The sequence below is a fragment of the Nocardia otitidiscaviarum NBRC 14405 genome (genome assembly GCF_000308635.1).
GTDB classification, from domain to species: Bacteria; Actinomycetota; Actinomycetes; order Mycobacteriales; family Mycobacteriaceae; genus Nocardia; species Nocardia otitidiscaviarum.
This window is the reverse complement of sequence record NZ_BAGD01000116.1, coordinates 75,928-88,216: the sequence shown is the minus strand read 5'-3', so window position 1 is coordinate 88,216 and position 12,289 is coordinate 75,928. Positions and strand designations below refer to the sequence as shown.

Genomic DNA, 12,289 nt, shown 5'->3' with positions numbered 1-12,289 from the left:
TGTGGCGCAGAAGCGCAAGATCCAGGACGGTGACAAGCTCGCGGGTCGTCACGGTAACAAGGGTGTGATCGGCAAGATCCTCCCCGTGGAGGATATGCCGTTCCTGCCGGACGGCACCCCGGTGGACATCATCCTCAACACCCACGGTGTCCCGCGTCGTATGAATATCGGTCAGGTGCTCGAAACCCACCTGGGTTGGATCGCCAAGACCGGTTGGCAGGTCGAGGGCGATCCGGAGTGGGCCAAGAACCTGCCGGAGGAGATGTGGGGCCAGGAGGCCGACACCAATATCGCCACCCCGGTGTTCGACGGTGCCCGCGAGGAGGAGCTGACCGGTCTGCTCGGCTCCACCCTGCCCAACCGCGACGGTGAGAGCATGGTCGACGAGAACGGCAAGGCGGTGCTGCTGGACGGCCGCTCCGGTGAGCCGTTCCCGTACCCGGTGGCCGTGGGCTACATGTACATCCTGAAGCTGCACCACCTGGTCGACGACAAGATCCACGCGCGTTCGACCGGCCCGTACTCGATGATCACCCAGCAGCCCCTCGGTGGTAAGGCGCAGTTCGGTGGTCAGCGCTTCGGTGAAATGGAATGTTGGGCCATGCAGGCCTACGGCGCGGCCTACACGCTGCAGGAACTGCTCACCATCAAATCCGACGACGTGGTCGGCCGCGTGAAGGTCTACGAGGCCATCGTCAAGGGCGAGAACATTCCGGAGCCGGGTATTCCGGAGTCGTTCAAGGTGTTGCTCAAGGAACTCCAGTCGCTGTGCCTGAACGTGGAGGTGCTGTCCTCCGACGGCGCCGCCATCGAGATGCGCGACGGCGACGACGAGGACCTGGAGCGCGCCGCGGCGAACCTGGGTATCAACCTGTCCCGCAACGAGGCTGCGACGGTCGACGACCTGGCGCAGTGAGCGATCGGTCCCCGAGGGTCGGAAGACCCTCGGGGGCAACGGAACTAGCGACTTTTGCTCATTCTCAACCCGAACAGGGGAAAGGAAGTTACGTGCTAGACGTCAACTTCTTCGATGAACTCCGGATCGGCCTGGCCACCGCCGAAGACATTCGCAACTGGTCCTTCGGTGAGGTCAAGAAGCCGGAGACCATCAACTACCGCACGCTGAAGCCGGAGAAGGACGGCCTCTTCTGCGAGAAGATCTTCGGTCCCACCCGGGACTGGGAGTGCTACTGCGGTAAGTACAAGCGCGTCCGCTTCAAGGGCATCATCTGTGAGCGCTGCGGCGTCGAGGTGACCCGCGCCAAGGTGCGCCGTGAGCGGATGGGCCACATCGAGCTGGCCGCCCCGGTCACCCACATCTGGTACTTCAAGGGTGTGCCGTCGCGCCTGGGCTACCTGCTCGACCTGGCGCCGAAGGATCTCGAGAAGATCATCTACTTCGCCGCCTACGTCATCGTCGGTGTCGACGAGGAACTGCGCCACAACGAACTCTCCACCCTCGAGGCGGAGATGGAGGTCGAGAAGAAGGCCGTCGCCGATCAGCGCGACGCCGACCTCGAGGCGCGGGCACAGAAGCTCGAGGCGGATATCGCCGAGCTCGAGGCCGAGGGCGCCAAGTCCGACGTGCGCCGCAAGGTCAAGGACGGCGGCGAGCGCGAGATGCGTCAGCTGCGCGACCGCGCCCAGCGGGAGCTGGATCGTCTCGACGAGATCTGGACCACCTTCACCAAGCTGTCCACCAAGCAGCTCATCGTGGACGAGGTGCTCTACCGCGAGCTGCAGGACCGCTACGGCGAGTACTTCACCGGTGCCATGGGTGCCGAAGCCATCCAGAAGCTGATGGAGAACTTCGACATCGAGGCCGAGGCCGAGAACCTGCGCGAGACCATTCGCACGGGCAAGGGCCAGAAGAAGCTGCGCGCCCTCAAGCGTCTGAAGGTCGTCGCCGCGTTCCAGGCCAACGGCAACTCGCCGATGGGCATGGTGCTCGACGCCGTGCCGGTGATCCCGCCGGAGCTGCGCCCCATGGTGCAGCTGGACGGTGGCCGCTTCGCGACCTCCGACCTGAACGACCTGTACCGCCGCGTCATCAACCGCAACAACCGCCTGAAGCGCCTCATCGACCTCGGTGCGCCCGAGATCATCGTGAACAACGAGAAGCGCATGCTCCAGGAGTCGGTGGACGCGCTGTTCGACAACGGCCGCCGCGGCCGCCCGGTCACCGGTCCGGGCAACCGTCCGCTCAAGTCGCTGTCGGATCTGCTCAAGGGCAAGCAGGGTCGTTTCCGTCAGAACCTGCTCGGCAAGCGTGTCGACTACTCGGGCCGTTCGGTCATCGTGGTCGGTCCGCAGCTGAAGCTGCACCAGTGCGGTCTGCCCAAGCTGATGGCGCTCGAGCTGTTCAAGCCGTTCGTCATGAAGCGCCTGGTGGACCTGAACCACGCGCAGAACATCAAGTCCGCCAAGCGGATGGTGGAGCGGCAGCGGCCCCAGGTGTGGGATGTCCTCGAAGAGGTCATCGCCGAGCACCCGGTCATGCTGAACCGCGCGCCCACCCTGCACCGCCTGGGTATTCAGGCGTTCGAGCCGCTGCTGGTCGAAGGTAAGGCCATCCAGCTGCACCCGCTCGTCTGTGAGGCGTTCAACGCCGACTTCGACGGTGACCAGATGGCCGTGCACCTGCCGCTGTCGGCGGAGGCGCAGGCCGAGGCCCGCATCCTCATGCTGTCCTCGAACAACATCCTGTCGCCCGCCTCGGGTCGTCCGCTCGCCATGCCGCGTCTGGACATGGTGACCGGCCTGTACTACCTGACCCGTCTGCAGGAGGGTGCGCGCGGCGAGTACCGCGCGGCCACCAAGGACGAGCCGGAGTTCGGCGTCTACTCCTCGCCCGCCGAGGCGCAGATGGCCGTGGACCGCGGTGAGCTGACCGTGCGTTCGCTGATCAAGGTCCGCCTGACCGATCAGCGGCCGCCGAAGGACGTCGAGGCCGAGCTGTTCCCGGACGGCTGGCAGCGGGGCGACGCGTGGACCACCAAGACCACGCTGGGCCGCGTCATGTTCAACGATCTGCTCCCGGCGGACTACGCGTTCATCGACGAGCCGATGCCGAAGAAGCGGCAGGCCGCGATCATCAACGATCTGGCCGAGCGCTACCCGATGATCGTGGTGGCGCAGACCGTCGACAAGCTCAAGGACGCGGGCTTCTACTGGGCCACCCGCTCCGGTGTCACCGTCTCCATGTCGGACGTGCTCGTTCCGCCGGAGAAGGCGGAGATCATGGAGCGCTACGAGGCGCAGTCGGATCAGATCGAGAAGAAGTACCAGCGTGGTGCGCTCGATCACCAGGAGCGCAACAACGCCCTGGTCAAGATCTGGCAGGAGGCCACCGAAGAGGTCGGTCAGGCGCTGCGCGCGCACTACCCGGCCGACAACCCGATCATCACGATCGTCGACTCGGGTGCGACCGGTAACTTCACCCAGACTCGTACCCTCGCCGGTATGAAGGGTCTGGTGACCAACCCGAAGGGTGAGTTCATCCCGCGGCCGATCAAGTCTTCCTTCCGTGAGGGCCTGACGGTGCTGGAGTACTTCATCAACACCCACGGTGCGCGCAAGGGTCTGGCCGACACCGCGCTTCGCACCGCCGACTCGGGTTACCTGACCCGTCGTCTGGTGGACGTGTCGCAGGACGTCATCGTGCGCGAGACCGACTGTGGCACCGAGCGTGGCATCGTCGTCCCGATCGCGGAGAAGCTGGCCGACGGCACCGTCATTCGTGACGCGCACGTCGAAACCAGCACCTACGCACGCACTTTGGCCGCCGACGCGATCGACGCCAAGGGCAACGTGGTGGTCGAGAAGGGCCACGACCTGGGCGACCCCGCCCTGGAGGCGCTGCTCGAGGCCGGTATCACCGAGGTGAAGGTCCGCTCCGTGCTGACCTGCACCACCGGCACCGGTGTGTGCGCGACCTGCTACGGCCGCTCCATGGCGACCGGCAAGCTGGTCGACATCGGTGAGGCCGTCGGTATCGTCGCCGCGCAGTCCATCGGTGAGCCCGGTACCCAGCTGACCATGCGTACCTTCCACCAGGGTGGTGTCGCGGGTGACGACATCACCGGCGGTCTGCCCCGCGTGCAGGAGCTCTTCGAGGCTCGGGTGCCCAAGGGCAAGGCGCCCATCGCCGAGGTGTCGGGCCGGATCCGGCTGGAGGACGACGACCGCTTCTACAAGATCACCATCATTCCGGACGATGGTTCGGACGAGGTGGTCTACGACAAGCTGTCGAAGCGTCAGCGGCTGCGGGTCTTCAAGCACGACGACGGCACCGAGCGTCTGCTCGCCGACGGCGACCACGTGGATGTGGGTCAGCAGCTGCTCGAGGGCTCGGCCGATCCGCACGAGGTGCTGCGCGTGATGGGTCCGCGTCAGGTGCAGGTCCACCTGGTCCACGAGGTCCAGGAGGTGTACCGCTCGCAGGGTGTGTCCATCCACGACAAGCACATCGAGGTGATCGTCCGCCAGATGCTGCGCCGCGTCACCATCATCGATTCGGGTGCGACGGAGTTCCTGCCCGGTTCGCTGGTGGAGCGCGCCGAGTTCGAGGCCGCCAACCGCCGCGTGGTCGCGGAGGGTGGCGAACCCGCCTCGGGTCGCCCGGTGCTGATGGGTATCACCAAGGCGTCGCTGGCAACGGATTCCTGGCTCTCGGCGGCCTCCTTCCAGGAGACCACCCGCGTGCTCACGGACGCCGCGATCAACTGCCGCTCCGACAAGCTGATCGGCTTGAAGGAGAACGTCATCATCGGCAAGCTGATCCCGGCCGGTACCGGTATCAACCGGTACCGCAACATCCAGGTCCAGCCCACCGAGGAGGCCCGCCAGGCCGCGTACGCGGTGCCGTCCTACGACGACACCTACTACACCCCGGACGGCTTCGGCACCACCACCGGTGCCGCGGTCCCGCTGGACGACTACGGTTTCAGCGACTACCGGTAGTCCGGTGAGCTGTTAGCTCGAGACCATTCGACCCCCGTTCCTCGGAACGGGGGTCGAATGCGTTTGATGGGTTTATGCTGGTCACGACTTCGAGCTTCCACTACGGGAGGGGTTGGCTTCGTGTTTGCCAGTCGCAGGCCGCAGGCGGCCGTGCTGTGTGGAGCGGCGGTGCCGCTGCTCGTGTTCCTCCCGGCCGCCGCGGTACCCGGCACCGTACTCGGCGGGTGTTACGCCGGGGATGTGCTGACCGCCGAACGGATTCCGGGGACCGGGAGCGCCGGACAGAGCGTGCGGCGGGAGGGTGAGGTGTGGGATTGCCGGAGTTCGCTGTTGCCGGGGATCACGGCGGGGCGGTTCCGGGCCGAATTGCCCTGGCGTGGTTTCGGTGCGCCGACATCGGGCAGTTTCACCTGGTCGGACGGCAGTGTCAGTGCGGTGACGGGGCTGCCCAACAGCCTCTGGACGATCACGTCCGGGCCGGGGAGCGGGCATGCCGTGCGCTTCGACCTCGCCATGGAGATGACCGGGGACTGGTACTACACCGAGCATCCCATGGCGATCGTGTCGTTGTCCTTCGTGTCGTAGCCTGCCCGACCTCCCGCGCTCGAATGGCTCAGCGCGGCTGCGGTTCCGGGAGGGCGTCGAAGGCGGGGCGGATGGTTTCCGAGGCCCCGGGGACGAGGGATTCGGCGTAGGTGAGGGCGGCCTCCACCGCCGGGTCGCCGCCGCTCTGCTGGAGGCCGATGGCGCCGCCGATGAGGGCTCCCACCACGGTGGTGATGGGGATGGTGATGAAGTCCAGGATGAACAGGCCCGCGGGGAAGCCGATGAGGAAGCCGATCGCGCCGCCGATGGCGGCCCCGGTGGCCACGGCGGGCAGGTTGGCCTGCACGACGTCGAAGAAGTGCTGCTGGGCGTTGATATCGCGGAGCGGGACCGGGGACTGGCCCGCCGGGGTGAGGGTGAGGCGGCGGCCGTCGTCGGTGATGCTGGGGACGAGTTCCAGTGTGTGGCCGACGATGTCGTAGGTCAGCGGAACGGTGGCGGCCAGGATACCGTCGTCGTCGGTGACGATGATCGCCTCGCCGTCCCAGGTGGGCAGGAACCGACCCGAGGCGATGGTGCCGACGGCGGCGCGATTGTCCGGCGCCAGTTCCACCGCGTAGTCGATGCCGTTCTCCCGGCCCTGCACCCGCAGTGCGGGCTCCGCCGGTCCGGCCGTCGCGGTGGTGGCCGTGGCGGTGAGCGTGGTGATCGCGCACAGCAGCAGCGGAACCAGCGCTCCGGCGAGTCGGGGTGTTACAGAGCGATTTTCGGCTCGGCGCATTTCTTTCCTCGGCTTGCGGCCCACGTGGCCCCGGATGTCTGCGCACAACCTACCCGGGTGGTGTGGCGATCGAAACCCCGCGACACATAGAGGACAGATCGCCGCCGAGCCGGTGCTACCGCGAGGCAGGGGGCGCTGTGTCGTCGATTGTGACTGTCTCCGGCTCACCGCACCGCACCGTCACCACGCCGATGAGAATCAGTGCGCCGCCGAGCAATTGAATCGGTCGCGGCGCTTCGCCGAGCAGCGCCCATGCGAAGGCCAGTGCCGCCAGCACTTCGAACAGGGCCACGAAGGAGGCCAGTCGCGACCCGAGGAGCCGGGTGGCCGCTATACCGGTGACGTAGGCCAGTGCCGCCGTGACCACACCCAGGAACAGCAGTGGCAGCCACCAGGCGGTGGTGAAGCCTTGGAAGACAACGGGTTCGGTGCTCGCGCGGAACGGCAGCACGCCGATCGCACCCGCGGCCAGCAGCGCCACGCCGCCGATCAGCAAACCGCTGGCGGCCAGCACCGTTCCGGGTAGGGACCCGTCACCGTGGGCGGAGAGGACGAAGTACGAGGCCGCGCCCAGCATGGCCGCCAGCGCCCAGGCGATGCCGACCCCGCTGGTATCGGCCCCCGAGGTCAGATCGAGTACCAGCACCAGCCCTGTCAGTCCGGCCACGGCGCCGACCACGGTGGTGGCCCCGGGGCGCTGTCGGTGCCGCAGCCACAGCCAGCCCACCACCGCCACCGGCGCGGTGTACTCGACCAGCAGTGCCACGCCCACCTCCATATGGGCGACGGCGTTGAAATAGGCCAGCTGCGTACCCGCGACGGCCAGCAGCCCGTACCCGACGATCAGTGCGCCGTTGTCGCGCAACAGTTTCCAGTTCCCGCGTAGCTGCACACAGGCGATCGGCGCGAGCACCGCCGCCGCCAGCAGCACGCGTACCGCCACCACCGCCGCGGAACTCCAGCCCGCGTTCATCATCCCGCGCGCCAGCGAGCCGGACAGCCCGAACGACGACGCCGACAGCAGGGCGAGCAGCAGCCCGGACCGCAATCGATTCCGAACCGCCATGTCATGGGTCAATGTCGCCATGGCTAATGACGCTAAGTGGAGTTTGGTAATGTGTCAACATGGTTTTTGCTCATGACACCGAGGCGTCCATGGCTGCGGCGGTGGAGCTGGTGAACACGGCGGCGGAACCGGACAAGCCCGATACTCTGACCGAGACCGCGCAGCTCGCCGACTTCTTCGCCCGGCACGGCTACACCGGCGTGCGGACCGGCGACGAGCGGGAACTCGCGGAGGTCCGCGCCCTGCGCCCGGTGCTGCGCCGACTGCTCACCAGCGACCGAGACGCCGCTGTCGTGCTGGTGAACGACATCCTCGCCGAGCATCGGGCAGTTCCTCGCCTGGTCCGACACGACGACCTCGACTACCACATCCACGCCGTCCCACCCGAGGCCCCGCTCCCCGTCCGCATCGCCGTCGAAACGGCGATGGCCATGATCGACCTCATCCGCGCCGACGAACTCTCCCGCCTCGCCGTCTGCGCCGACGACAACTGCGAGGGCATACTCCTCGACCTCTCCCGCAACCGCTCCCGCCGCTACTGCAGCACCGCATGCGGCAACCGCAACGCGGTCGCGGCCTACCGCGCGCGGAAGAAGTAGCCTGCGGCAGTCGCAACCCTGCTCGGAGCGGCCGGGAGACGGAGGCGACCGGAATCGCAGCTCGAGTGCGGAATTGCGTTGCCAATTCGCCCACCGACGTCGCAAAAGAGTCAGCTGTTGGGTTTATCACTGTCGCTTCCGCTCCGGCTATACGCGCGTACAACTCCGGTGTTAGCGTGCCCCTGCTCGCTCGAGGATCGGTTGGGAGTCTTTCGGCAATGACGACGAGACGGCATGGGCCGCTGGGTACTTACGACGTGGTGTTGATCGGCGGCGGGATCATGAGCGCGACGCTCGGAATTCTGCTGCGGCATCTGGAACCGACCTGGTCCATCGCGGTCTACGAGCGATTGCCGGAGGTGGCGGGCGAGGCGTCGGCGGCCTGGAACAATGCGGGCACCGGGCACGCGGGGCTGTGCGAACTCAACTACACCTCGGAAAAACCGGGCGGTGGCGTCGATATCGAGAAGGCGCTGCGGGTCAATGCGCAATTCCAGTTGAGCCGCCAGCTGTGGTCGCATCTGGTGGAAGACGGAATCCTGGACAAACCACAAGAATTCATCAATCCGGTACCGCATATGACCTTCGTGCGCGGTGCCGGCGATGTGGATTTTCTGCGCCGCCGCCATGCCGCGCTGTCGGAGCATCCGCTCTTCGGTTCCATGCGGTTCAGTGCGGACCCGGAGGCCATCGGGGAATGGGCGCCGCTGCTGTTGCGCGGCCGCGCCAAGGGCGAACCGGTCGCCGCCACCCGCGATATCACCGGCAGCGATGTCGATTTCGGAACGCTGACCCGGAAGCTGTTCGCGCACTTGGAAACTCTCGGCGTGGACGTGTACCTGCGGCACGAGGTGCGGGGGCTGCGCAAGAACAACGACGGTTCCTGGAAGCTGCGGCTGGTCGCGACCGATGACACCGATGACCGCATCACCTCCCGGGTCGACGCCCGCTTCGTCTTCGCCGGTGCGGGCGGTTGGGCGTTGAAACTGTTGCAGCGGGCCGGAATCCCCGAGGTGCGCGGTTACGGGTTGCTGCCGGTGAGCGGACGGTTCCTGCGCTGTGACAATCCGGCCGTGGTCGAGCGGCACGACGCCAAGGTCTACGGCAAGGCTCCGGCCGGAGCGCCGCCGATGTCCATGCCGCATCTGGATACCCGCATCATCGACGGCCAGCAGACGCTGCTGTTCGGCCCGTACGCCGGTTCCAGTCCGAAGTTCCTGAAGCAGGGCTCGGTATTCGACGTCGCGGCCTCGCTGCGGCCGCACAATATCGGCCCGCTCGCGGCCATGACCGCGAGCAATCTGGGGCTGGTGCGGCTGCTGGCGGGCCAGTTGGCGTCCACGCGGCGGCGCAAGATCTCCGCACTGCGGGAATTCTTTCCCGCCGCGGTGGGCGACGAGTGGACCATGATCGACGCCGGCCAGCGCGCCCAGATCGTGAAGGCCGATCCGGTGCGCGGCGGCGTCCTGGAATTCGGCACCGAGGTCGTCGCCGCCCAGGACGGCTCCATCGCCGCCGTACTCGGCGCGTCCCCCGGCGCCTCGACCGCCCCCGCGATCATGCTCGAGGTGCTGCGCCGCTGCTTCCCGCACTACCGCCACCTGTGGGCGCCGCGCCTGCGCGAACTCATGCCCACCATCGGCCGCTCCCTGATCGACAACGAAGCCCTGGCCCGCCGCACCGCCACCCGCACCGCCGAGATACTCGGCCTGGCCGCCCCGTCCGCCGACTGATCCGGCTCCGGCGCGGTTGTCCGTCCGATCACGGCGGCGACGCCCGGCCGGTCGCGGAGCTCGGGCGAGCGATCCCGGGCTGCGACGGGGATGCGGCGGCCCGAACGCCGTCCCCGGCTCGAATGCGGCCGCCGCCTGGCCAGGCTGCATTCGGGTCACCCCGTGACGACAATGCCCCGTCGCACCGGAATGTGCGGCGGGGCATCGTCTTCGGCGCGGCCCGGATGGATCAGGGTTGTCCGCTGGCGTAGGCGACGGCGGCGTCGATGAGGGGCTGGCCGCCGCCGATGGCCAGGCCCGCGAGCCCACCGATCACACCGCCGACCACGGCGGCCACCGGCACGGTGATGAAATCGATGACGAACAGGCCCAGCGGGAAGCCGAGCACGGCGCCGATGGCCGCGCCGATGACCAGTCCGGCGATCCCGGCGGCCTTGGCCTTCTCGAATTCGGCCCAGAAGGTGTCCTGTGCGGAGATGTCGCGCAGCGGCGTGGCTGCCGCGCCGACGGGGGAGAGGGTCAGCTGCCGCCCCGCCGCGTCCACGGTCGGCAGCAGTTCCACCCGCTGCCCGGCGATATCGAAGGCCAGCGGCAGGGTGGTCACCGTTCGCCCGGCGTCGTCGAGCAGGACGACACTGTCGGCGGCCGCCACGAAGCGTCCGGAGCGCAGGGTGGTGACCGCCGAACGCTGGTCATCGGAGAGGGCGACGAGATAGCCGACGCCGTGGTCGTTTCCGTGGATCGCGACCGCCCGGGGCGCGGGCTGAACGTGGGCGGCCGGATCGGCGTGGACGATTCCGGCGGAGAGGGCGGTGGCTCCCAGGGTGAGCAGAGCGGTGGCGGTGATCTTGCTGAGGGTCATCGTGTTCTTTCGTCGGCGCGGCTGCGGTAGGCACGTCGCAGAAAACTTACCGCTATTACCGTTTCGTCCGCTTTCCGAGCATGGACAACCCCGTGCGCACCCGGTATAGAAAATGGAACACGTTTCAATTCGATCGGAGATGCGATGGACAGCGCGACCATGGGCGCCCTGGTGATGGATGGTTTCAAGAAGCTGGGCTTCATCCAGTTCGCCGGTATCGACGCCGAGGACTTCGCCAGCGGCCGCAATGTGGTGCGGATGGCGGCCCGGCCGGAACATCTCAATCACAACGGCGACGTCCACGCCGCCATCCTCTTCGGCTTCGCCGAGACCGCCGCCATGGGCGCGGCCGTCTCCGGCATCGTGGACCTGATGGGCGAGACCTTCATCGTCGCCCGCGACGGCAAGATCGAATACCTGGCCCGCGCCAAGGGCACGGCAAGCCCCTTCCTCGCCACCTCCGAACTCCCCGACGGCACTGTCGACACCATGCGCGCGAATATCGAGTCACGCACCGAAATCGAACTCGCCGTCCCGGTCACGATCACCGACAGCACCGGAAAGGCCGTCGCCACAGCGACTTTCACCGCCGTCATCCGCCCCCGCCGCACCTGATCGACGCGGCGGCCGCGGCATTGCCCAGCGAACCGTCGCCGCGGGCCCCTTCGACTATCGCTCGCTGTCCAGCATCGCCATCTGCTCGGCGGCGTAGCGGTCACCCGCCACCTCGTCGGCGGGCACCGCGGCCTCGATCGCGGTCAGCTCGTCCCGGGAAAGCTGGATGTCCAGTGCGGCAACGGCTTCGGTCCAGCGCTCGGTGCGGCGCGCGCCGATGACGGGAACGATATCGCTGCCCTGGGCCAGCGCCCACGCGATGGCGAGCTGCGCCACCGTGACGCCGCGCCGCTCCGCGAGCTCGGCCAGTGCCCCCACCAGCCGCAGATTCGCGGTCAGGTTCTCGCCCTGGAAGCGTGGGCTGTGTGCGCGAAAGTCGCGGGCTTCCAGCGATGTCCGGTCGAGCAGTGAATCGCTGAGCAGGCCGCGTGACAGCACCCCGTAGGCGGTGATGCCGATACCGAGTTCCCGTGCCGTGGGCAGGATCGCGTCTTCGATGCCGCGTGAGATCAGCGAGTACTCGATTTGCAGGTCGACGATCGGATGCACGGCCGCGGCGCGCTTCAGGGTGGCCGCGCCGACCTCGGACAGACCGATATGGCGCACGTATCCGGCCTGCACCAGCTCCGCGATGGCGCCCACGGTGTCCTCGATCGGCACGGTCGGGTCCAGCCGCGCGGGCCGGTAGATGTCGATGTGGTCGGTGCCCAGCCGCTGCAGGGAGTAGGTCAGGAAGTTGCGCACGGCGGCCGGACGGGCGTCGAAGCCATTCCAGTCGCCATCGGGCCCGCGCAGTGCGCCGAACTTCACGCTCAGCACCACATCGTCGCGCGAACGTTCGGAAAGCGCTGTGCGAATGAGGCTTTCGTTGTGTCCCATACCGTAGAAGTCGCCGGTGTCGATGAGGTTCGCGCCCGAATCCAGCGCTGCGTGGATGGTGGCGATGGAGTTGGCGTCGTCGGCCGCGCCGTACATCCCGGACATGCCCATGGCTCCGAGTCCGATGCGGGAGACGGCGGGCCCGGTGTCGCCGAGGCGGTGCTTCGCGATTTCGATCATGGTTCGATCCTGCGACCGCGCCCGGCGCAGTGGCAGGACCCGCTTATCCAGGGTCAAGCGATCCCT

10 protein-coding genes are annotated in these 12,289 nt (G+C 67.5%); 6 read left to right on the top strand and 4 right to left on the bottom strand.

Annotated elements, in window-relative coordinates:
• The 3 genes from ON31_RS26415 to ON31_RS26405 form a co-directional block, all read left to right on the top strand.
• The coding region (locus ON31_RS26415) for a DNA-directed RNA polymerase subunit beta (protein WP_444543638.1) at positions 1 to 916 on the top strand (916 nt) is incomplete at its 5' end.
• A 92-nt stretch (positions 917 to 1,008) separates the two neighbouring features.
• A complete protein-coding gene (locus tag ON31_RS26410; protein WP_029933017.1) occupies positions 1,009 to 4,962 on the top strand; it encodes a DNA-directed RNA polymerase subunit beta' in 3,954 nt (1,317 codons plus the stop codon).
• Between the two features lie 168 nt (positions 4,963 to 5,130).
• Positions 5,131 to 5,547: a hypothetical protein gene (locus ON31_RS26405; protein WP_115061470.1), complete on the top strand. Its 417-nt coding sequence runs from the start codon at positions 5,131 to 5,133 to the stop codon at positions 5,545 to 5,547.
• A 28-nt stretch (positions 5,548 to 5,575) separates the two neighbouring features.
• Here ON31_RS26405 and ON31_RS26400 read toward each other — a convergent pair whose 3' ends face one another.
• Entirely contained in the window at positions 5,576 to 6,289 is a 714-nt protein-coding gene (locus ON31_RS26400; RefSeq protein WP_051037771.1) for a DUF8020 domain-containing protein, read from the bottom strand.
• 115 nt (positions 6,290 to 6,404) lie between these two features.
• Positions 6,405 to 7,376 (bottom strand): EamA family transporter, encoded by a 972-nt coding sequence (locus tag ON31_RS26395; protein ID WP_039817477.1) that lies wholly within the window; start codon positions 7,374 to 7,376, stop codon positions 6,405 to 6,407.
• Between the two features lie 38 nt (positions 7,377 to 7,414).
• On the opposite strand from ON31_RS26395, the gene ON31_RS26390 reads away from it, so the two are divergent.
• Both ON31_RS26390 and mqo read left to right on the top strand, forming a co-directional pair.
• On the top strand, positions 7,415 to 7,954 hold the full coding sequence (locus tag ON31_RS26390) for a CGNR zinc finger domain-containing protein (RefSeq protein WP_039817475.1): 540 nt from the start codon (positions 7,415 to 7,417) through the stop codon (positions 7,952 to 7,954).
• A 218-nt stretch (positions 7,955 to 8,172) separates the two neighbouring features.
• Positions 8,173 to 9,687, top strand: a complete 1,515-nt coding sequence (mqo, locus tag ON31_RS26385) for a malate dehydrogenase (quinone) (protein WP_051037770.1) — start codon at positions 8,173 to 8,175, stop codon at positions 9,685 to 9,687.
• A gap of 229 nt (positions 9,688 to 9,916) precedes the next feature.
• On the opposite strand, the gene ON31_RS26380 is transcribed toward mqo, so the two are convergent.
• A complete protein-coding gene (locus tag ON31_RS26380) occupies positions 9,917 to 10,549 on the bottom strand; it encodes a DUF8020 domain-containing protein (protein ID WP_039817474.1) in 633 nt (210 codons plus the stop codon).
• 144 nt (positions 10,550 to 10,693) lie between these two features.
• Here ON31_RS26380 and ON31_RS26375 point away from each other — a divergent pair, with 144 nt between their 5' ends.
• Positions 10,694 to 11,164, top strand: a complete 471-nt coding sequence (locus tag ON31_RS26375) for a PaaI family thioesterase (RefSeq protein ID WP_039817473.1) — start codon at positions 10,694 to 10,696, stop codon at positions 11,162 to 11,164.
• A 54-nt stretch (positions 11,165 to 11,218) separates the two neighbouring features.
• Here ON31_RS26375 and ON31_RS26370 read toward each other — a convergent pair whose 3' ends face one another.
• Positions 11,219 to 12,223, bottom strand: a complete 1,005-nt coding sequence (locus ON31_RS26370) for an aldo/keto reductase (protein WP_039817472.1) — start codon at positions 12,221 to 12,223, stop codon at positions 11,219 to 11,221.
• Between the last annotated feature and the right edge of the window lie 66 nt (positions 12,224 to 12,289).

What these genes read in the sequence shown, in the direction of transcription:
- ON31_RS26400 (WP_051037771.1), bottom strand. Translation starts at nt 6,289, where the DNA reads ATGCGCCGAGCCGAAAATCGCTCTGTAACACCCCGACTCGCCGGAGCG.
- ON31_RS26395 (WP_039817477.1), bottom strand. Translation starts at nt 7,376, where the DNA reads ATGGCGACATTGACCCATGACATGGCGGTTCGGAATCGATTGCGGTCC.
- ON31_RS26390 (WP_039817475.1), top strand. Translation starts at nt 7,415, where the DNA reads ATGGTTTTTGCTCATGACACCGAGGCGTCCATGGCTGCGGCGGTGGAG.
- mqo (WP_051037770.1), top strand. Translation starts at nt 8,173, where the DNA reads ATGACGACGAGACGGCATGGGCCGCTGGGTACTTACGACGTGGTGTTG.
- ON31_RS26380 (WP_039817474.1), bottom strand. Translation starts at nt 10,549, where the DNA reads ATGACCCTCAGCAAGATCACCGCCACCGCTCTGCTCACCCTGGGAGCC.
- ON31_RS26375 (WP_039817473.1), top strand. Translation starts at nt 10,694, where the DNA reads ATGGACAGCGCGACCATGGGCGCCCTGGTGATGGATGGTTTCAAGAAG.
- ON31_RS26370 (WP_039817472.1), bottom strand. Translation starts at nt 12,223, where the DNA reads ATGATCGAAATCGCGAAGCACCGCCTCGGCGACACCGGGCCCGCCGTC.